Annotated in this window: 18 protein-coding genes; 11 read left to right on the forward strand and 7 right to left on the reverse strand. The window is 47.9% G+C overall.

The genetic code is table 11. From position 1 onward, the window contains the following. Nucleotides 1-9 precede the first annotated feature (9 nt). From ABD836_RS04540 to ABD836_RS04565, 6 genes are read left to right on the forward strand one after another with little or no spacing between them, the layout of a single operon-like run. Nucleotides 10-1,263, forward strand: coding sequence for a TadA family conjugal transfer-associated ATPase (locus tag ABD836_RS04540; RefSeq protein WP_344932770.1), 1,254 nt, complete (start codon nucleotides 10-12; stop codon nucleotides 1,261-1,263). A 19-nt stretch (nucleotides 1,264-1,282) separates the two neighbouring features. Then, a complete protein-coding gene (locus ABD836_RS04545; RefSeq protein WP_344932772.1) occupies nucleotides 1,283-2,143 on the forward strand; it encodes a type II secretion system F family protein in 861 nt (286 codons plus the stop codon). Nucleotides 2,144-2,153: 10 nt separating this feature from the next. Next, nucleotides 2,154-3,023, forward strand: coding sequence for a type II secretion system F family protein (locus ABD836_RS04550; RefSeq protein ID WP_344932774.1), 870 nt, complete (start codon nucleotides 2,154-2,156; stop codon nucleotides 3,021-3,023). 16 nt (nucleotides 3,024-3,039) lie between these two features. Then, on the forward strand, nucleotides 3,040-3,741 hold the full coding sequence (locus ABD836_RS04555) for a tetratricopeptide repeat protein (RefSeq protein ID WP_344932776.1): 702 nt from the start codon (nucleotides 3,040-3,042) through the stop codon (nucleotides 3,739-3,741). Next, nucleotides 3,738-4,007, forward strand: a complete 270-nt coding sequence (locus tag ABD836_RS04560; protein ID WP_344932778.1) for a DUF3613 domain-containing protein — start codon at nucleotides 3,738-3,740, stop codon at nucleotides 4,005-4,007. The genes ABD836_RS04555 and ABD836_RS04560 overlap by 4 nt, the downstream gene beginning before the upstream one ends. A 5-nt stretch (nucleotides 4,008-4,012) precedes the next feature. Continuing rightward, nucleotides 4,013-5,992 carry a pilus assembly protein TadG-related protein gene (locus ABD836_RS04565; RefSeq protein ID WP_344932780.1) on the forward strand — a complete coding sequence of 660 codons (1,980 nt, stop codon included), beginning with the start codon at nucleotides 4,013-4,015 and terminating at the stop codon, nucleotides 5,990-5,992. A gap of 144 nt (nucleotides 5,993-6,136) precedes the next feature. On the opposite strand, the gene ABD836_RS04570 is transcribed toward ABD836_RS04565, so the two are convergent. Next, nucleotides 6,137-7,180: a phosphatase PAP2 family protein gene (locus tag ABD836_RS04570; protein WP_344932782.1), complete on the reverse strand. Its 1,044-nt coding sequence runs from the start codon at nucleotides 7,178-7,180 to the stop codon at nucleotides 6,137-6,139. Between the two features lie 359 nt (nucleotides 7,181-7,539). On the opposite strand from ABD836_RS04570, the gene ABD836_RS04575 reads away from it, so the two are divergent. Next, complete coding sequence (locus ABD836_RS04575) at nucleotides 7,540-8,712, forward strand: PilT/PilU family type 4a pilus ATPase (RefSeq protein ID WP_344932784.1); 1,173 nt, start codon at nucleotides 7,540-7,542, stop codon at nucleotides 8,710-8,712. A gap of 54 nt (nucleotides 8,713-8,766) precedes the next feature. Here the strand turns inward: ABD836_RS04575 and recA are convergent, their stop codons facing one another. Next, entirely contained in the window at nucleotides 8,767-9,801 is a 1,035-nt protein-coding gene (recA, locus tag ABD836_RS04580; protein WP_344932786.1) for a recombinase RecA, read from the reverse strand. 251 nt (nucleotides 9,802-10,052) lie between these two features. Here recA and ABD836_RS04585 point away from each other — a divergent pair, with 251 nt between their 5' ends. After that, nucleotides 10,053-10,763, forward strand: a complete 711-nt coding sequence (locus tag ABD836_RS04585) for a spermidine synthase (RefSeq protein WP_344932787.1) — start codon at nucleotides 10,053-10,055, stop codon at nucleotides 10,761-10,763. A 22-nt stretch (nucleotides 10,764-10,785) separates the two neighbouring features. On the opposite strand, the gene ABD836_RS04590 is transcribed toward ABD836_RS04585, so the two are convergent. Further along, a complete protein-coding gene (locus ABD836_RS04590; protein WP_344932789.1) occupies nucleotides 10,786-11,748 on the reverse strand; it encodes a DUF4862 family protein in 963 nt (320 codons plus the stop codon). Nucleotides 11,749-12,177: 429 nt separating this feature from the next. On the opposite strand from ABD836_RS04590, the gene ABD836_RS04595 reads away from it, so the two are divergent. The 3 genes from ABD836_RS04595 to fdxA all read left to right on the forward strand — a co-directional run bounded on the left by ABD836_RS04595 (nucleotide 12,178) and on the right by fdxA (nucleotide 17,957). Then, nucleotides 12,178-14,520, forward strand: coding sequence for a tetratricopeptide repeat protein (locus ABD836_RS04595; RefSeq protein WP_344932791.1), 2,343 nt, complete (start codon nucleotides 12,178-12,180; stop codon nucleotides 14,518-14,520). 373 nt (nucleotides 14,521-14,893) lie between these two features. After that, a complete protein-coding gene (gene mutS, locus ABD836_RS04600) occupies nucleotides 14,894-17,479 on the forward strand; it encodes a DNA mismatch repair protein MutS (protein WP_344932792.1) in 2,586 nt (861 codons plus the stop codon). Nucleotides 17,480-17,633: 154 nt separating this feature from the next. Continuing rightward, the gene (fdxA, locus tag ABD836_RS04605) at nucleotides 17,634-17,957 is read left to right on the forward strand and encodes a ferredoxin FdxA (protein WP_344932794.1); all 324 of its coding nucleotides are present in this window, start codon (nucleotides 17,634-17,636) and stop codon (nucleotides 17,955-17,957) included. Between the two features lie 71 nt (nucleotides 17,958-18,028). Here fdxA and rpoS read toward each other — a convergent pair whose 3' ends face one another. From rpoS to ABD836_RS04625, 4 genes are all read right to left on the reverse strand, one after another. Then, on the reverse strand, nucleotides 18,029-19,033 hold the full coding sequence (rpoS, locus tag ABD836_RS04610; protein WP_344932796.1) for an RNA polymerase sigma factor RpoS: 1,005 nt from the start codon (nucleotides 19,031-19,033) through the stop codon (nucleotides 18,029-18,031). Nucleotides 19,034-19,106: 73 nt separating this feature from the next. After that, complete coding sequence (locus ABD836_RS04615) at nucleotides 19,107-19,952, reverse strand: peptidoglycan DD-metalloendopeptidase family protein (protein WP_344932798.1); 846 nt, start codon at nucleotides 19,950-19,952, stop codon at nucleotides 19,107-19,109. A 93-nt stretch (nucleotides 19,953-20,045) separates the two neighbouring features. Next, complete coding sequence (locus ABD836_RS04620; protein ID WP_344932800.1) at nucleotides 20,046-20,951, reverse strand: DUF368 domain-containing protein; 906 nt, start codon at nucleotides 20,949-20,951, stop codon at nucleotides 20,046-20,048. Nucleotides 20,952-20,993: 42 nt separating this feature from the next. After that, nucleotides 20,994-21,632, reverse strand: a complete 639-nt coding sequence (locus ABD836_RS04625; protein ID WP_344932802.1) for a protein-L-isoaspartate(D-aspartate) O-methyltransferase — start codon at nucleotides 21,630-21,632, stop codon at nucleotides 20,994-20,996. Nucleotides 21,633-21,679 lie beyond the last annotated feature (47 nt).

The following is a 21,679-nucleotide window of genomic DNA, read 5'->3' on the forward strand; positions in this document are numbered from 1 at the left end:
GCATACGCTATGAGACTTATTAATCGCAGAGCTTCACCAGACAAAGTTGCACCGAGTGACGATTACGAAAAACTGAAGTCCGACCTCCATAAATTTGTTATCGATCGTATCGAAGATGACAACATCATCTACGACGATAACCAAAAAAAATTGGAAGAAGCAATTTCAGCGTATATACGCCAATACTGCCGCATATACGAGGCCGTAATCGACAGGGAAACTTTTGACTCCCTTGAAAAACACTTGTTAAACGAAATCATTGGCTATGGTCCCCTGCAAGGTTTATTAGAGGACCCCACCATCAACGACATTCTCATAAACGGGCCGCGCAATATCTATATCGAGCGTGCAGGAGTACTCGAGAAAGCCGACATGCGTTTTCTCGACGACCGCCACGTACTGCGCGTTATACGTCGAATGATATCGCCGCTCGGTCGCCGTATTGATGAATCTAGCCCTATTGTAGATGGTCGCTTAGAAGACGGTAGCCGCATAAACGCCATTGTTCCGCCCTTGGCACTCGATGGTCCCTGCCTATCAATCCGTAAGTTCAGAAAAGATCCGCTGACTGCGCAGGAGCTCCTGGCAACAGGCTCTATTAGTGAAGACGTTCTCGAATACCTTACCAACGCGGTAGCTAGCAGAACCAATATTCTAATAAGCGGCGCCACGGGTTCGGGTAAAACCACACTACTCAATATTTTGAGTCAATTTATTCCACCTGCCGAACGTATAGTGACCATAGAAGACGCCGCAGAACTCCAGCTGCGCAATGGCCACGTTGTTCGCCTAGAAACCCGTCCGGAAAATAACGAAGGCGTTGGTGAAATAAGCGCTCGTGAGCTTGTCAAAAACGCACTTCGGATGCGGCCAGACCGCATTATTGTTGGTGAAAGTCGCGGCGGAGAGATCCTCGATGTTCTGCAAGCGATGAACACCGGTCACAACGGCTCCATGAGCACAGTTCACGCAAACTCTGCGCGAGATGCCATCACCCGCCTCGAAATGATGGTGGGTATTTCCGGATTTAAAGGCAGCGGCGACTTGATTCTTAAAATGATTGGCAGTGCATTGGACTTAATTGTTCACATTGGCCGTAAAGCTGACGGGCGTCGCTGTGTACTACAAATTTCTGAATTACATGTCATCAATAAAGAGCTGACCCTAAAAGATATCTTTATTTACGACGACGTTAGCAGAAAAGTACTTCGCGTAGATGGCGGTAAAAACGCGGCGCGCTCTGCTGATTTGGCACATATCTGACCCACAAGGAATAAGCACAATGTTATGGATTGCATTAGCTCTGCTCTTAGTTGGACTGGCTTTCGTCGTGCTAATGATTAGCAGCGAGTCAACTGACCCCGTACCAGCAGACGAAGTTATTCCGGACGCTGGCGCAAAGCTCCCGGCATTCCTCGAAAACTTTCTTGGCAGCAATGGCGTAGAGCTGCCCGTTACGATCGTTTATTCTGCTATTGCTGTCACCATAAGCGGTGTGGCCTTAAGCTTACTGGTGTTACCAGAGAAGATTAATGTCATATCTGCGGCCGCTATATTGATGGTCGCGTACTCGCTGGTAAAAATTATCGGCTCGCAACGCCGCGCAAAAATGTTGGACCAACTCCCTTCATTTATCAACCAGGTGACGCGCCGTCTATCTGCTGGGGTTTCGGTAGAAAACGCCTTTGCTGACTCGGTAGAGACACTTGAACGACCACTTGGTACTGTAATGCGTCGCGTCGTTCGCCGGGTATATTTGGGATATGACTTGCATCAAGCGTTTGAGCGAGAAGCCCGAGTCAACAACTTGAATGAATTCGACGTATTAGCTACAGCACTCAGAATTAACGAACAATACGGCGGCAGTATTCGCTCTATTCTCGACGACATCGTCGATATTCTAAGAATGCAAGACTCAGGAAAACGTGAACTTAGCGCCATGACCGGCGAAACCCGAGTGACCGCAGCAATCCTCGCTGCCCTGCCGCCCGGCATTGCCGCTTACACATTTTTAAACAACCCTAAATTCTTAACAGATATGTGGGCGAGTTCTGGTGGTCAACAAACGCTAATCGTTGCATTGATGATGCAAATTATCGGCGTTGTTGTTTTATGGCGCATGATCAAAACTTTAGGGAACTGAGGAAAATACCATGGAAGTTCATCATCTCTATTTCATCATAGGTGCAATCATCCTTTGTACGGCACCGGTGCTCCTGCTCGCCATCGCCCATTTGGAAACTGACAGCATAGATCAAGGCAAGGAATTTGAATTCAGCTCAAAAGACATGTGGCGCCAATTGCGCGAAGAAAATACGCATATTGCCTCACTTTCACAACTTCTGCGCCAAGCGGGACTTTTTAACTCCGCGCAGCAGGCAAATGCAATTTCAATAACCTTAATCGCAATTGTGACAATAACAATATGCCTTGGCATATATACGTATTTTAATGGCGCCCCCACTACCAATATATTAATGACCATCACGCTGGGCTTAATTTTCCTTGTGTACTTGTCGTATTTTTTCCTTAAAAAATTCGCCAAGAATCGCCAGAATCGATTAAACCAAGAGACACTTATTCTGGTTCAGACCACCAGAATGCTGTGGCGAGTAGGCCTTTCATTGCCGAAAACCTTATCCATTATGTGTGATCAACTTCGCAACCTCGCACCCACCTGTTCACAGGAATTGCAATTTGCGGTAAACAAAATTGAATCTGGGCAAAGCCAGGAAGAAGCCCTTTATGAGCTGATTGGCTGCACCAGCGCAGAAGGTTTTAAAGAATACCTCATTGTTATACGCCAACAGGCTATTACAGGCGGCAGCATCGATAAGGCACTAGATGAATTGTATAAACTACTTCAGAACCGCCGTAAGCTCGATTTGCAGGAGCAAGTAAATAAAATGTCAGGAAAAATGTCATTGGTCATGATGGTGTTTTTATTCCCAGCATTATTAATTATTGTTGCAGGGCCTGCACTCATGTCAATTTCATCGGCATTGAAAAATTTAGGAAGTTAACGCAGGAGCGTATGACGTGAAAAAACTTAGTCTCTTAAGTGCGAGTATACTAATAGCCTTTCTCGTAGGCTGCGCCAGCACTGCTGCGCCAAAGCAAGCGAACGCAAGCAACTGCAATACACCAACCACCAAAGAAGAAAATATTAGCTTAGATCTAATAGAACAGCAGGTCGCAGAGAAGCAGTATTATTCTGCATTAGCCTACCTCGAAAAAGCACCTGACAGTAACCCACGCGTACTACTGCTTCGCGCCGAGGCTCAGCGCAAAACGGGTATGCTCACTGAGGCGTATTCCAGCTATCGCGACCTAAGCCTGACGTGTTTAAACGCCTATGGACATTCTGGTATGGCAAAAATACTCGCCACACGCGGTGATTTGCCCCATGCCCATCAGCAAATGCTAAAAGCGCGACGCTTAGCACCAGGTAACGCCGATATCCGCAACGACTATGGTTTTATATTACTCGCGCACCGCAATTTTAAGGACGCGCAACGGGAATTTATGACTGCCTTGCAATTGCAGCCAGGTCACCCCGTTGCCATTAGAAATATGGTAATGAGTCTTATCTTGGATGGCGATTCACGCACAGCAATTCGAATGGCAAAAAATAACGGCATAGACTCAACCGAGTTCAAATACCTTTTAAGCCAAGCCAACACATTTAAAGAGCCTGCGCTTGCAGGCAGTAACAACACCCAGCATGGAGCTCCACTATGAAGACATCAACGCTTTGCCTAGCTTTATTAGTAGCGGCCATTTCAATGCCGACATTTGCTGAACAAGACATTGAATACACCCCAAATACTGCGCAGCAAACTACAACTCACCGCCTGCTAGAACAGCAGCGGTCTGGCCAAAATGCAAGCACTCAGGAGCAATACTTGAGCGGCCCCGCCCGCACCGAAATCTATAAGCGCTACGTTAAAAGTTTTACACATCCGATTCCTGAGCGCTTCAGCTCTGACTCATTCACCGAAGAGTAATCGATATGCGACCACAACGAACATTGCAGTATCAGCATGCGAATCGGCAAGGGGGTGTTACCACTATTCTTGCCCTACTCATGATGCTGAGTTTATTTACATTTGTCGCGGTGGTCGCCGACACCGGACGGCTCTATCTTGAAAAGCGAAGCCTCCAAAAAAACGCGGATTTAGCAGCGATGGAAACCGCATTAATATACTGCCGCGATCAAACAATTGATGTTGACTCAATGACCTTAGATGACCTGTATGTGTTGTCAGCGTCGAGAAACAATTTTCTCGGTAATGCGACAAATAGCACGGTCAATGTAAGCAGAAGTGGCAATGCTGTTACCGTCGCACTTACCTATCGCGTACCCGCTTCACTCTTTGAACAATTACTGCCAAGTGATGACAACGAGGTTACCCTCAGTGCAAGTGCAACAGCTAAAGCCTGCGAGCCCTCTGCACGATTAGGCATAAGCACTAATTTAATCGAAGCAGATATTCTCAATTCTGTACTCGGTGATCTCCTCGGCACCAATATCTCGCTCACGCTGGCAAGCTGGCAGGGATTAGCCGATGTTGATATTAACTTACTAGATTTTACTGATGCGCTCGGTGACGTGGGTATTTCCGTTGGTCAAGACGGTATCATTACAGGCACGGCCAGTATTGCAACGATACTCGACACCGCTGTATCTGTGCTAAACAGCGCTGGAGGTGACAGTGCAATAGCAGCTTCTATATTAGATACACAGATTGTTGACCAAATAATATCCTCGCCAAACATTGCGCTTGGCTCAATACTTTCCGTGGCGAGTACCGACCCTGAATCTGCATTAGATGTCGGCCTAAACGTATTAGACCTTGTAAAAGGCGTCGTGTATCTCGGTGGGAAAGACAATGACATCGTTGTTGATGTACCAATTAACCTGCTTGGACTCGCCTCAGTAACAGTAAAATTACAAGTTACCGAGGCGCCACAATTTTCTATAGGTAATCCTGAGCTAGCAAAAGTAGACCCGTACGGAAACGATGCAATTTATGTTCAAACGGCGCAGGTTAAAACCTTTATCTCTTTGAATCTACCTATACTTGGCACACTAGATACTCTGCTAACCAGCCCATTGGTATCTGAAATAACAGACACCGCGAATGATTTATTAACACTCAATCTCATCGGAGCACTCAATAATATTCTTTGCGCTGTTCTTTGCTCTGTTGAAAAAGACCAGGTCGATATCGACTTTCTTTCAACACCTCGTATTGATATAGCTGTCTATGGTGGCAGAGGTGAGGCTCGAGTCACTGACTACAATTGTGAGAACGGAAAATCACTCGATGTCGATACCACTACATCGACACTTAACGTTGTTATGGGGCAATTCGGCGACGATTTAGCAGAAGCAGAAAGCAATGTGTTTTCTTCTAGCCCCCTAGTACCGGAGCCTCTGCCGATATTAGATATAGGTAGCATCCACGTTAAAAAAACATGCGTCGCAATTTTTGGCTGCAGCTACCAATATAGAAAAGGTGCCGGCTGGACGACGGATAAAAACCAAGCTGACAGACAGTCATACGTCGGCGGCGGCATCGGTTTGATGCTCGACACTGACATTCTCGGTAGCGGTCCTATAGGACAAACTATATCTGACGCGCCGGATGCTTTATGTCTGCCTGGCGTAAAGGATGAGCTTAACTTCAGCTGTGCAGATTTTGAGGCAACAGATCCAATAGCTAGCTTAGCAACAACGCTTTCTGGGGTAGAAGCTGAGTTTTACACGCCATCCAACGGCAACATACTAGGAACAGTTACAAGTTTAGTGGGTGCTACCGCAAGTACACTGATATCAAGCGTAAATGCCTTAATCACCTCGACGCTATCGCCTGTTCTAGATCCTATTCTGAACACCTTACTGAACACACTAGGGGTTTCATTAACAACAGCTGATGTTGGTGCGGCGCTAACATGCGAGAATGACAAGGTGAGATTAACAAATTAAGTGTGAACAGTGACGGCTCTTCAAAAATAACTAAGCACTAGTGAAGCCTGCTCGGTTTCGCTAGTACTCAGTGTTTACGAGCAATGTGAAGCGCCCTTTCCAGCCCACCACGACTTTGTTCGGCTAACAACATACGCTCGCAATCTACTTCGATCTTTCTATGCCAGCGATGAAACCTGTGCATTTCCAGATCACTAAAGTCACGATTAATGCCAAATAGCCATCAATAGCGTAATGCCAACCAAGATGCACAGACCCTAACCCAATCATAACTAAGAAAACACCACCTAACACTTTAACAAATACTTGCTTTCGGCGGCGGCAAATCAAAAAAATCAAAGTAGCAACAGATACATGCATGCTCGGCATCGCAGATATGCCACTCGCCGGACGCAGCGTCGCATTCTGGTAAAATGCCCAGAGCATCTCTTTTTCCCGCAACACCAAACTTGGGTACTCCAAACTCACCAATGTCAGATAGCTCATCAGACTATTAAACGGGTTTACAAGATCGGGGTATGCATCGGAGTAAAAAACGGGACCAACCGATGAAAAAATTACTGCTAGCAGACTGCCATTAATAGTCCAGCACAAGACATAACTAATGATGAAACGTTTACGCAAAAAATCACTATTGGCGGTGAACAAAAACCACATCACAAAAGTCATCATAATGATAAACCACAGACCATAGACTATATCTATGACGTGTGTAACGATCGGCCAGCCTAGAATGGGCTGCAACAACTCCCAAGGAACGTGCCCACCGTGTAAACCCTTATCAAAATTGGCTAAGACTGGATCCCAAGTGAATGGATTAATCTCCGGGATCACCGATTTAAACGAAGTCATTGCTGATAAAAAAACTGCCAGCACAAATAGACCGAGTAAGCCTCTAAGAAAATTTGGTCTCATAAGTTTCGATTTAAAATCAATCGCTAGGTAGGAGAATAAGGCTTTTGGTCGAGTTTTAACCATGACAAGAACGATATAAATTGCGTAAAACAAGATGCCATAAGGAATAAATTGAAGCAGCGCTAACTTGAGATAAACGAGTATCGAAAACCGATCGTCCAATTGATAGTACTGCGCGACACTCCATGTCCCAATAAGATAAAGCAGCACACAAACATAGAAGGCCCAATCGCTGTATAGCGTAAACCGAATATTTTCTACTAGCTTTCGCATTTTAACAATTACCGATATTGCTCAAGAGTGAGTTATTGATCTGAATAATTTCTAGGCCAGCATTGGAACACGGAAATCGGAGAAATTGAATCTATGTGTGCTTATTATCCCGGGTAATTAGCTGAAGAAAGATAATCACTCGTCCATCGCAGACCTAAGAAAACCAAGGCGGAATGACCAAACCTATTTAGGTAAACAGCCTCCAAATGATCTGCTAGACTCAAGTACAGTATTACAATTCACAAAAAATACGCGCGCAGTTAATTACCAATACTGACGCATCGAATGCCTCGGCTATTCGTAATAAACACATTGATAATCGTAGCCCAAGGCCCGCTGGCCAATGACGAGACACAACCATGACATTTAATGACTATCTCACCACACTAGCCAAAAATGACGGTTCAGATCTATTCTTAAGCACCGGTGCCCCTCCATGCGCAAAATTTCATGGCAAACTGAAGCCCCTAGACAAAGAAAGCTTTAGTCCCGGCGATATTAAGAAAATCGCCTACGCCATCATGGATGACGGCCAGATAGAAGAATTTGAAACTGAATTGGAAATGAACCTTGCCTACCATATCCCTAGCGTAGGCCGGTTCCGCGTTAACATCTTCAAACAGCGGAACGAAATCTCTATTGTCGCTCGAAATATAGTCACCGACATCCCTAATGTCGACGCCCTTGGCCTACCACCAATATTAAAAGAAGTGATAATGACGAAAAGGGGCTTGGTGCTTTTTGTTGGCGCCACTGGCTCAGGGAAATCTACATCTCTTGCAGCCTTGATCGATCACCGCAACACCAATAGCAGCGGTCATATCATTACTATCGAGGACCCTATTGAATTCATCCATCGTCATAAGCGAAGCATCGTAAATCAGCGTGAAATTGGCATGGATACCCGCAGTTTTCACCAAGCCCTGAAGAACACACTACGACAAGCACCCGACGTTATTCTTATCGGCGAGATTCGCGACCGGGAAACTATGGAACATGCTCTCGCCTTTGCCGAAACGGGCCACCTCTGTATCTCTACGCTCCACGCCAATAATGCCAACCAAGCATTAGACCGCATTATTAATTTTTTCCCCGAAGAGCGCCGAAATCAACTCCTGCTCGACCTCTCCTTAAATTTGAAGTGCTTTGTTTCCCAACGTCTTATTCCTACCCCCGAGGGCAAGCGTGCCGCCGCTATCGAGATTCTGCTCGGCACGCCGACAGTAGCCCAAGCAATTCACAAAGGCGAAATTGAAACCATCAAAGAAATCATGCATAAATCCGAGAATGTCGGAATGCAAACCTTTGATTTAGCACTTTTTAATCTTTATGAGGCAGGAAAAATTTCATTTGCGGACGCGCTAAAAAATGCTGATTCGGCCAATAACCTTCGTCTGCGGATCAAACTTCACAGCAAGCGCGGGATTCCCGCTGACGCGGTTGACGAGAATGACCAAGATGACACAAAACCAACTTCAGGTTTTTCACTCAGCTTAGAGATGGACAATAACGAAGACGAGGTCCCTGAATAAGCTCCGATCCAAGGTAAGTTCAGCAGTCGCTGTGCGACTGCTGAACTACTAGCATTACTTACCAGCGTCAGCTAACTCTTCAGGTACTTTCTTAGCCGTAGGCTTAGGCAGTAGAGCCTCGCGAATTTGTCCTTCAATCTCAGCAGCTATCTCCGGGTGCTCACCAAGATACTTCGCCGCATTCGCCTTGCCCTGACCTATTTTGTCGCCCTTATACGCATACCAAGCGCCCGCTTTATCGACAAGCCCCTGCTTAACACCTAAATCAATTACCTCACCAAGGCGGTAAATGCCTTGCCCATAGAGAATCTGGAATTCAGCTTGCTTAAACGGCGGTGAAACCTTGTTTTTAACAACTTTCACCCGCGTTTCATTACCAACCACCTCTTCGCCATCTTTGACAGCACCGGTACGGCGAATATCAAGACGTACTGAAGCGTAGAATTTGAGCGAGTTCCCCCCAGAGGTGGTTTCTGGATTGCCGAACATTACGCCAATTTTCATACGAATTTGGTTGATAAAAATAACGAGGCAGTTGGCATTTTTGATATTACCAGTAAGTTTGCGCAGCGCCTGAGACATTAAACGCGCTTGTAAACCCACATGCGTGTCACCCATTTCACCTTCGATTTCAGCCTTAGGCACCAATGCTGCCACAGAGTCAATTACGATAACGTCAACAGAGCCAGAGCGGACCAGCATATCGGTAATTTCTAGGGCTTGTTCGCCAGTATCTGGCTGTGAAACCAGTAAGTCTTCGAGATTAACACCCAGCTTTTCTGCGTACTGCGGATCTAGAGCGTGCTCAGCATCCACTATTGCCACAGTTTTACCGGCTTTTTGCGCCTCGGCCATCACCTGCAAACACAGGGTCGTTTTACCTGAGGACTCTGGTCCGTAGATCTCAACAATCCGGCCATAAGGCAAGCCGCCAATACCTAGCGCGATATCAAGCCCGAGTGAACCAGTAGAGACAGACGGCATCACTTCCCGTGAGCTATCGCCCATCTTCATGATTGAACCCTTACCAAACTGGCGCTCAATCTGGCTCAACGCCGATTCCAGTGCTTTCTGCTTATTGGGATCCATATGTTCTCTACCTTTGTGAATGCTGATATTAAAATGAATAATGCTGGCTGAACTACTGGCCACACAACTGTATATATAATCAGTATTATCGGCACTATTGTCAATGCCCGAGTTTAAATTCTTTCTTAGCCCGGTGTCCTTGTATTACCTTAAGTCGGCTTATCCAGCGCAAACCTTGATTTCATTACTATTAAGCCTAAAACCGCTTGTGTTAAAGTGCAGGCCGACTTTAGCTTAGCCCCAGAGGCCCCATGATTCCTTGGCAACATCTTGGTACAGCACAAATACCGAATAATGGCGGCGAACTAAAACTCTCCCGGCGCGGCGAGGAGTTTTCAATTCGCTTATCTGGCGTGCGCGGCGAGCTCATGAACAGCCGCCTATTTAATTCAGAAGAAGCGCTAGCAGACTTGGCCTATAAGCAGCTCCAACCCAGAGATGGCTGTAACGCCGTGTCCGGCGCCGAAATTTTGATAGGCGGACTGGGCATGGGCTACACACTTGCCACAGCATTGCGTGCAGCCGATGCCAGCGGCAAGGTAACTGTTGCAGAGCTTATTCCGGAGGTTGTCGAGTGGAATAAGGGCCCACTGGGTGAGTGTGCAGGCCAGCCGCTAAAAGATCCCCGAACAAAGGTATATCTTGGTGATGTTGCCGACCTTTTGAGCAACAACCCCAAAGCCTACGACGCGATATTGCTGGATGTCGACAACGGGCCAGAAGGGCTGACCCAAAACGACAATAACTGGCTATATTCGCAAGCGGGCCTTGAGTCAATATTTGCCACCCTACGCCCCGAAGGCGTCTTGGCAATTTGGTCGGCCGGCGCCGACTCCATGTTCGCTATTCGCCTGAAAAAGGCGCGATTCAAGGTCAGTATCCACACCGTGCGTGCACGACCGGGCAAGGGAAGCCGACATACCATTTTTGTCGCCCAAAAGCCGTGGGAATCTACAAATTAAGCGTGTTTAAACACACCCTACCCTAGTCCGCGAACATGGCTAATGTATTGCGGTTACATGCGACACGCTCAAGCGCCGAAAGAGTACTAGGTCGCACGCCAATTTTTATGCCCAAATAGCGTAAATTGGCGCCATCAGCGGCTGCGAGACACCGAGATATTTCATGCTTTGTTAGCAATGAATCAGCACTAAAATAAACATCCTCAGCCCCATCAAGGGGCAAGGCCGGCGGCATATGAGTATCTTCCCACATGCCATAGGGGCCCTTTACGTTACTGACTCCGGAAAACATTAAACCGCACAACAAACCAGACTCACGCGCTAACCGAATATGCGCCAACGGACCCTCAACGCTCCGAGTCTCCAGTGCAGAGCGCCCCCAATTAATGCTCATTCCAATTGTACTGCCACTCGCGTTGTTTACTGAAGCAATGGCACTCAGCTCGTCGTCTATCGATAAAAAGCCCTTTGATGGTTTCTGTCCATCGACGTAGGCATCGCAATGCTCAATGACTAACTGCGCGCCACCCCAATCCCAGCCTTGCATTTCGGCTAACGACTTTATTAGCGAGGTAGAGGAAGAGTCTGCAACAGCGCGATTTGGACTAGTATGAAGCTGGACGAAACTGACCGCATTGCGATATAAATGGCTATTTAGTTTAAGGACTGCCATACGCATTTTTTCATAAAAGCGCAGAGCCTCCTGCCGGCCTGATGAATCATCGGACGCTATTCCAAACAGCGGATTCCGCCCTATATTCCCCGTAATTCCTGGAACGCCCGTAAACACAAATTCCCACTCGGGGTTAACATTCTCTATAAACCAAGCATCATCTTCAGGATGTAAATGGCCAGCAAATGCATGTTCAATACCCGCAACATTGGCCAAGCCTTTAATTCCATTGAGGTAATCTGCATGTACTTGGGCATCCCATTGCTCAGTTTGCGGCGCAGTTGCGTATGCTCCGACGATGTATTTGGGCAAGTAACACCTTCCTATTATAAATTTCGAAATTAGCTCAGGCCTACAACGCGACCTAATAAATCTATTCAATTTTCAACTAGCCGAGTACATACTGGCCAACGAAGGCTGGCATTCAATTAATACAATACAAAAAGCAAAGCCTGCCAGAGTGATATTAATATAGTTCAGCCCTAGGACAATAGACATACTCGCGGCAGCAAGCATCTAAAATAGAAGCACGTACCACTATCTCCACCTGACATGTCAAAATATCCACCAATGCAATTAACTAACAACGATTCCTGGTTTTGATTTGCATCCAAATAACTGACTGAAATAAAAGCAATAAAATACATTGCTGCCGGAACCTTGAGCGTGATTTAAGTTAGCAAACAGACAAAATAAAGCGGCAACTAAACTGAAACTAATAATCCCAAGCGAACACGTTTAATGAACCATAAACCATTTTTTGTAAAAATCATCCTCGCCTCAGCTCTGTTTGGTTTGTGTGCATTGATTCTCTATTTTTTTATTACCTCCAACAAAATGCCGTTGCCACTTGATCTCAATGTGTTATCTAGCGAAGAGCGAGGTTCTAGGGCTGAGTTACCAGCCATAAAAAATTATCTCGGCAGTCAATCTTGTGTGGGCTGTCACAGCACTGAAGCCACGCTTTGGCAAAACTCACACCATGACCAATCCATGCAACATGCCAGCGATGCAACGGTTAAAGGCGACTTTAATAACCGCTACTTGAACGCCATGGATTTTGAAAACCATTTTTTCAAGCGCGACGATCAATTTTGGGTAAGTACTGAGGGTAGCGACGGCAATGCAGCGGATTTCCAGGTGTTGTACACCTTTGGAACCGAGCCACTTCAACAATACTTAGTCGATGTTGGCCAAGGCCGCCTACAGGCCCTGCCCCTCGCCTGGGATACCCTAAATAGCCAATGGTTTCACCTGCAACTCAAATTAAAACCTGAACCTGGTGAGTGGATTCATTGGACCTCTGGCGGAATGAACTGGAACAGTATGTGCGCTGATTGCCACAGTACTGGCTATATTAAAAATTACGACGAAATTACAGACAGCTACCAAAGTAGCTGGAAAGAAATCGATGTTGCCTGCGAAGCCTGCCACGGTCCCGGCAGCGCACATGTTTCGCAAATGGCACGCAACGAGCCATTAGACCCCACCCTACTGGACATGATCAGTGGCGAACCTCCCCAACACCTTGTCGAAAAATGCGGCCGCTGTCACGCCCGTCGCCAACAACTCACCCCGGATTTTGTGCACGGTTCCGACACACTGCTCGACCACTATATGCCAGAAACCCTGCGCGCTGGCCTTTACCATGCCGACGGTCAAATTCACGACGAAGTCTTTGTCTATGGGTCTTATACCCAGAGCAAGATGTACCAAATGGGCGTAAGCTGCACAAACTGCCATGATCCCCACAGCGCGCAACTCAAAAAGATCGGCAACGATCTCTGTACCAATTGTCATCTCCCCGACAAATATGACAGCGCCAACCATCACCACCACACCCCACCAGGTGAGAGCTTCGCCTCCGACGAAAGCCGAACCGGCACGGGGGATCAATGTGTGGATTGTCATATGCCGGGCCGCGTCTATATGACCAATGACTTCCGACGCGACCACAGCCTTCGGGTGCCGCGACCCGACCTCAGCGTGCAGTTCGGCACCCCGAATGCCTGCAACGATTGCCATAGCGATCAGTCTGCGCAATGGGCGGCAACCGCTGTCGAAGATTGGTTTGGTGGCGACCGGCCAAAGCACTTTTCTGAAACGCTTGCACTGGCCACCAAAGACGCACTGGCCGCACGCAACCCGCTGATCGACTTATTGCTCGACCGCTCCCAGGTTGCAATCGCCAGAGCGACTGCGGCAGAACTGCTGATCCCCTTAGTCGAAAGTGACCAAGGCATCTTTGCCGCATTGAAAACTGCACTAGCTGATGTATCGCCACTAGTGCGTGCCACCGTCGCCCGGAGTTTTTACGTGCTACCACTACAAGATAAAGCCACCGCGTTGCTACCCTTGCTAAATGATCCAGTAAGGGCCGTACGCATTGCCGCAGCGCGCAGTTTGGTTGAGATTCAAGCCAATCCGCTGCATTTTGATGCGCTCAGCCCAAAAGACCAGCAAACATACCGAGACGCCTTAAAGGAGTACCAAGACTCACTCACTAACGACAGTGACTTTGCCTATGCTCCCCACCAACGCGGACTTGATGCGACTAAAATGGGCCGAGCAAGCGTAGCCACACAGCAATTTACCCGCGCACTGACAATCAACGATCGCGAAAACACCACGCGTATGAATCTAGCGCAAATCCGTTACCAGCAGGGGCAGTACGACGCGGTAGAAGCCTTATACCAGAAGGTAATCGAGCAGGAACCAAACGCTGCCCCGCCCTACTATGCCCTCGGCCTATTACTCGCCGAACGAGGTCGTTTCGACGAAGCCGAAATGGCACTCGAAACTGCCGCCATCAAGGGCGATAATCCGCGCGCATGGTATAACCTTGCCGTACTGCGCCACCAAGGAAACAAACACAAGATGGCAGAAACAGCCTACTTGAAAGCAATTGCGCTGGCCCCAAACAATGTCGACTTCATTCAAGGTCTTGCGAGTCTTTACGCGCAACAACAGCAATGGCAGCCAGCATTAAACATTGTGAATGAAGGTCTAAAAGTGGCGCCGGCAGATCCGCAGCTACTGCGACTGCATCATTTTCTGCGGCAATCAAAAGGAAAAAAGCCTTAGCATAAAAATTTAAAGGCTTTGCAGTATTCCACACATAGAAAGCAATCGTTTTCGATGCCCCCTTCCGCCCGCGAAAAGCCTCCCGTAGCATTAGGGCTGATAAAGAAGCATTGCCGCGTCACCACTGCACTCCGTTCACTTGAACGCATATAATTCTGACGCCGCGACCTTTTTCTAGCGGCTTTATTCGGAATAGTTAGCATTAATAGCGGATCTTCTAGCGGTTTGGTATTCTGCGCCGGTCATTTTAACCCTGCGCTGCCGCAAACGCAGCGCAGTGAGCAACGCAACATAGAGCTTTCTCACAGATTAAAAGCATTCATTCTCTGCATCCCAGAAACAACATCGCAAATCGAAAGGATTTTATAAGGTAATGGCGAAAAGCACCGACAAAGACACTGCCCAAAAGGCGGAACATACGCCAATGATGCAGCAGTATTTAAAGATAAAAGCCGATCACCCCAACGAAGTGGTGTTTTACCGCATGGGCGACTTTTATGAATTGTTTTTTGACGATGCAAAGAAGGCCTCTCAGCTGTTGGATATTACCCTTACCGCTAGAGGTAAGACTGGCGGCAATCCAATTCCCATGTGTGGGGTGCCTTACCACGCAGTCGAAGGTTATTTGGCAAAGCTGGTCAAAGCCGGCGAGTCAGTGGCGATTTGTGAGCAAATAGGCGACCCTGCGACCAGTAAAGGCCCTGTAGAACGCGCCGTAGCTCGCATAGTCACACCAGGAACGATCAGTGATGAAGCCCTACTAGACGAGCGTAGGGATGCCCTGCTCGTCGCCGCCTGTGGTCATTCAGGTTTGTTTGGCATTGCAGTCTTAGATATGAGCAGCGGGCGCTTCCAAGTATTGGAAGTTAAAGGTCAGGCGGCGTTTATTGGCGAATTACAGCGATTGCGCCCTGCCGAGTTATTGATCGCGGACGACCTCGATCTTGAAGACATGCCGAAATTTGCCGGCCTTCGCAAACTTGCGCCCTGGGAATTCGATTTTGACGCAGCCACGCGGGGACTCTGCCTACATTTTGGGGTGCAGGATTTAGCTGGATTTGGCTGTGAAGAACTTCATTATGGCGTCGCCGCCGCGGGGTGCCTACTCCACTATGTAAAAGACACTCAGCGCACTGCCCTGCCTCATATCCGCCAACTCAAACACGAGAACCGCGATGACGCCGTCGCAATGGACGCCGCGACTCGCCGCAACCTTGAGTTAGACCTAAACTTGAGCGGCGGCATTGAAAACACCTTGGCATCGGTCTTTGATCGCTGCCAAACCGCCATGGGCTCACGCTTACTGCGTCGCTGGCTACACAGACCTCTGCGTAATCAGAGCATTTTAAGCGCTCGCCAAAGTGGTGTCGTCGGCCTAATTGATAACTATCAATTTGAAACCCTGCGCAGCACGCTCAAACAGATCGGCGACTTAGAGCGAATCCTATCCCGTGTTGGCCTCCGTTCTGCCCGTCCGCGAGATTTATCGCGTCTACAGCGGTCACTGGCGACCCTACCTGAGCTGCAAAGCCAATTAAGACCCTTAGGTATACCCTACCTACAAGAGTTAGCCACCCAAATTAGCGAATTCCCAACACTTGATGACTTGCTGGCAAGAGCCGTAGCCGAAAACCCGCCCATGGTACTTAGAGATGGCGGCGTCATCGCCGAGGGCTTCGACAGTGAGCTTGATGAATTACGCAGCCTGAGTACGGATGCAGGTGAATTCCTTCTTGCGATGGAACGTCGCGAGCGAGAGAAAACCGGCCTTAGTACCCTCAAAGTAGGCTATAACCGGGTGCATGGTTACTATATTGAGATCAGTAAACTACAGGCCCACCAGGCTCCGGTAGAGTATATTCGTCGCCAAACTTTAAAAAACGCCGAGCGTTTTATTACCCCGGAGCTAAAGACCTTTGAAGACAAAGCCCTGAGCAGCAAAAGCCGCGCCTTGGCCCGAGAGAAATACCTGTACGAAGGTTTGTTAGACGCCTTAAACGTCGAACTCGCCGCATTGCAAAACTGCGCCCAAGGGCTCTGTGAACTCGACGTTATCGCCAATTTGGCCGAGCGCGCCATACAATTGGATCTTTGCCAACCCGAGTTCAGCGATACGCCGCTACTGGATATTGAACAAGGTAGGCACCCAGTTGTTGAAAGCGTGCTCGACGAACCCTTCATTGCCAACGATCTGAAACTCGCAGACAACCGTCGCACCCTGATTATCACCGGCCCGAATATGGGCGGTAAATCGACCTATATGCGCCAAACCGCGCTGATAGTGCTGCTAGCGCATATTGGTAGTTTTGTCCCCGCGAAGGCGGTAAGACTAAGCTTAGTTGACCAAATATTTACCCGTATAGGTTCTTCGGATGACCTCGCCGGTGGTCGCTCCACCTTTATGGTGGAAATGACGGAAACCGCCAACATTTTGCATAATGCCACCGCCAAAAGTTTAATATTGATGGATGAAATTGGCCGCGGCACCAGTACCTTTGACGGCCTTTCTTTAGCTTGGGCCTGCGCCATTGATCTCGCCGACCGGGTTCATGGCTTCACACTGTTTGCCACCCACTACTTTGAACTAACGGTACTTCCTGAGAGCTACCCCAAAGCCGCCAATGTCCACCTAGGCGTCACCGAGCACAATGACCACATTGTGTTTTTGCACCGTGTAGAGGAAGGCCCCGCCAACCGCAGTTATGGCTTACAGGTTGCTAAATTAGCGGGAATACCAGCAAAAGTTGTTAGTGCGGCTAAAATCAAACTGCAGGAGCTGGAATCCCAGGCCATTCGTCATAGCCAGCTCAGTACCGCCGGGCCCCAAACCGACTTATTTGCCGCTCCGCCTGCAGCAGAACACCCAGCAGTCATTGAGCTTGCGGATATTACGCCCGATGATCTCAGCCCACGCCAAGCGCATGAGTTACTTTATCAACTCAAAGCTTTGCTAAAATAAAAGGCTAAACCATGCTCTAATGCGTAAAAGCGATAATACACAGCTAAATTATTGTTAAGACTAAAGCTATACCCATATTTTTTACTGATGTTACAATACCGCGCTCTGCGAGTTACCCAACCCACAGTCAGGATTTAAAAGGGGCTGACCAAAAATGACTTTTGTTGTAGGCGAAGATTGCATTAAGTGCAAACACACTGATTGTGTTGAAGTATGTCCGGTGGATTGTTTTTACGAAGGCCCGAACTTCCTCGTTATCCATCCAGACGAATGTATTGACTGCGCGCTGTGTGAACCAGAATGCCCAGTTAATGCGATTTTTTCTGAGGATGAGCTGCCTGAAGACCAGCAAGTATTCTTGGAATTAAATGCGGAATTAGCCGAAGTATGGCCGAATATCACCGAGATGAAACCTGCGCCAGCAGATGCCGAAGAATGGGTTAACAAGCCCAATAAGCTTCAGTATTTAGAACGCTAAGCTAATTAGCGTTAGCCAATAAAAAGCCCGCTATTGCGGGCTTTTTATTGGCTTCTATTACATCTCTTTGGCTAGTTAAAGTCACCGGAGAACAGCGACGCCGCACTAAGACCATTTTCTTCAAACAGAATTCGCATGCTCTTCAGCGCTTCTACTTGGATCTGGCGAACTCGCTCCCGGGTTAGGCCGATTTCACGCCCGACCTCTTCAAGCGTTGCCGGTTCATGACCACGCAAACCGAAACGCCTAACCACAACCTCACGCTGCTTGAGCGTTAAATCGCCTAGCCACAGATCTATGCTGTTAGATAAGTCCTCACCCTGAAGAATGTCACTTGGGTTCAGCGCGTGCGTATCGGCGAGGGTATCAAGTAAAACCTGGTCTGAGTCTTGGGCAACCGGAACGTCAACAGAGCTGACCCGGTCTTTCAATCCACACAAACGTTTTGCTTCTGAAACGGGCCTATCTAGCGCCACCGCCATTTCTTCCGGCGAGGGCATATGATCTAATTTCTGTGTAAGCTCGCGTTCAGCACGCAAGTAACTGTTCAATTCTTTAACCACATGAATTGGCAGGCGGATTGTGCGGGTCTGATTCATGATCGCCCGTTCAATTGTTTGGCGAATCCACCAAGTCGCATAAGTAGAAAAGCGAAAGCCACGCTCGGGATCAAACTTCTCTACCGCTCGAATTAAGCCGAGATTACCCTCTTCGACCAAGTCCAGCAGACTTAAGCCTCGGTTTAGATAGCGGCGGGATATTTTTACAACTAGACGCAGATTACTTTCTATCATGCGCTTGCGGCCAGCTTCATCACCCTTGCGGGCTAGGCGTGAAAAATACACTTCCTCTTCGGCACTTAATAGGGGGGAAAAGCCGATTTCACTAAGGTAAAGCTGAGTAGCGTCTAAATCACTAGACTTACGCCGAGCGCGGCCTAGCTTACTTGCCTTTAGGGTGGGTTTCTCGCTTGCAGAACGTTCGTCTTCTTGCGAATCATGATTATCCTGTGCATCGGTGTTACTGAACACATCGCGTACATTTGCACGCTGTGCTTCTTCTTTATATACCCGCATCGTCGAATCCTTATTTGCGTTTGTTATTGCTCGACTAAGTGATACTTAAGGTGTTGCCTGGGTTCCTATAACTTCAGCGCCGTGGTAACAGCCTTAAAGGATCAACCGGTTTTCCGTTTACACGAACTTCAAAATGCAATTTAACTGAATCAGTACCGCTGTCTCCCAACTCCGCGATGGCCTGACCCGCTTTTACCTTTTCACCCTCCTTTACCTTAATACGTCGATTATGCCCGTAGGCGCTTAAAAAACGGTCTGAATGTTTCAGTATCAGTAGATTGCCATAACCGACTAAACCACTGCCTGCGTACACCACTTCACCGCTTTTAGATGCATACACAGGCTCACCCATTTTACCTTTTATATCAATACCTTTATGCGCCTGCCCACTTGCCACAAATGGTCGAACGACTGGACCGTTAACCGGCCACCGCCAACTCTCATTTGCAATTTGTACTGTGGGTTTTATTGTTGGCTTAGCGGCGACTGGTGTCGCTTTGGGGGGAAGATCAGCACTCTTTCTTGTGGGTGCCACTGCACGAGGCTTCGCCGCCGTAACCTTCGCCGCATGGGGCTGATCATTCTCCTTCAGCAAAATCGCCTGACCAGGGTAAATAGTGTACGGCGCCGCTATACTGTTAGCATGTGCTAACCCTTCAAGCCCGAAGCCATAACGCCATGCGATAGAAAACAAGGTATCACCGGCACTAACGATATAATACGGAGGGGTTCTTTCTGAGGGATTATAACGATCAGACGAAGGGGCAAAACTGCCATTGGTCGAGCAGGAAACCAAGACACAAATTAAGCTATAAAAGCCGATAATTTGCCAAAATTTAGTCATCGCGTTACGGACCGATAATCCACGTTTTGAAATCCTTTCGTTAAAATTGATAATAATTTTTTGAAAAAATGTCACGAGCAATGCCGGCGCTTAGCGTTACCAACTCGTCTTTTGAGTACAATTTGACCTTTCAATTTTCGGTATTAGAAAAAAATAGTCTTAAAAACCTCAGGCCTTTTTGGCAATTCGTTCTATCAATAGCACCAAAAGCACTCCGGCGACAGCTAACACAGCTGAAATTGCCATTTGCGCGTCGGCTTGTAGCCCGTACTCCCAGGGAGACACATTTTGCCAGCCCGGCGCCAATGACTCCGTCAGCAATGCGCCGTCAGAATTTAACTTCCATGGCCAAATAATACTCAAGGAGCCAATTAAAATACCGCTCAGACTCGCTAATAATTGCGCAGGAAAGCGATGCATCAGCCAAGACAATATTCGCACGAATAGCATTAAACCGACCCCGCAACCGGCTACAAAACTCAATAAGGAAATTGCATCCAAGTTTTTAACGGCGTCGATAACCGGTTGATACATTCCCAGTAGCAGTAATATAAAGCTACCAGATATGCCAGGCAGAATCATTGCGCAAATTGCCAAGGCACCTGACAAAAATAAATTTATCGGTGTACTGGCGATCTCTGCTGGGCGAATCTCACCAACTAACACAGCAAAGGCAAGACCACACAATAGCCATACCATTTGGCGTCCGCCATGCGGAATCTGCCGGTAAACCAAAAGCGCCGAAGCGAGTATCAAGCCAAAAAATAGCGCTGCTAGCGGCACTGGGTGGTGATGTAACGCATAGGAGATCGTTCGCGCCAAGGACAATACGCTGGTAATGATACCCAGCATAAGGCTCATCAAAAAACCGCCGTTAATGTGCTGCCAAAAGGCAGTCGGACCAGATTTAAATAAAAGTTGTAGCGCTTGAATATTGCAGGATTTAAGACTCTCAATCAATTCGTCGTAAATACCCGTTATAAATGCAACTGTACCACCAGACACACCAGGAACAACATCTGCGGCACCCATGGCCATTCCGCGAATAAATACGGCCGGGTAAAATCCCTTCATTAAGCTTCCTTAGTAGTATTTACGATAACGACGTTCGGAGGATTATGCCAACAAACCAGAAAGTAGCGGCACAAACAACACCGGTTCGATAATCTGCTCTTGGATCCCCTCTTCTGTTTTGTCAAACACATAGAGAGCTTGCTGCTTACCTTGGGGACCAATGGGAATGACCAAGCGACCACCGACCGCCAATTGCTCTAATAGCTCATCTGGCACTTGGGCAGGTGCTGCCGTCGATAAAATACCATCATAAGGACCACGATCCTTCCAACCCATGCCGCCGTCGGCATGGCGCAGCTGAACATTATTCAAGCCTAATTGCCGCAAGCGCTGCCGTGCCTTTTCTTGCAATGGTCTAATACGCTCTACGCTAAATACGCGCTCGACCAGCTGCGCCAAAATCGCAGTCTGGTAGCCCGAGCCAGTACCCACTTCCAATACGCGGTCCCGCGGGCCATTTGCCAATAACAATTCCGTCATCCGGGCAACAATATAAGGCTGCGACAAGGTTTGCTGAAAACCGATAGGCAAAGAACTGTCTTCGTAAGCTCGATGCGACAAGGCCTCATCTAAAAAAATATGCCGTGGTGTGCCACGAATGACGTTTAGAACCGTGTTATCGCTAATCCCACGCTCAGTTAAGCGCTCGATTAAGCGATCTCTCGTCCGCTGGGAAGTCATCCCAATGCCTTGTAAATTTAAGATTGTCACCCAGTTTTCTCTATTAA

This window comes from Zhongshania borealis (assembly GCF_039539625.1).
GTDB classification, from domain to species: Bacteria; Pseudomonadota; Gammaproteobacteria; order Pseudomonadales; family Spongiibacteraceae; genus Spongiibacter; species Spongiibacter borealis.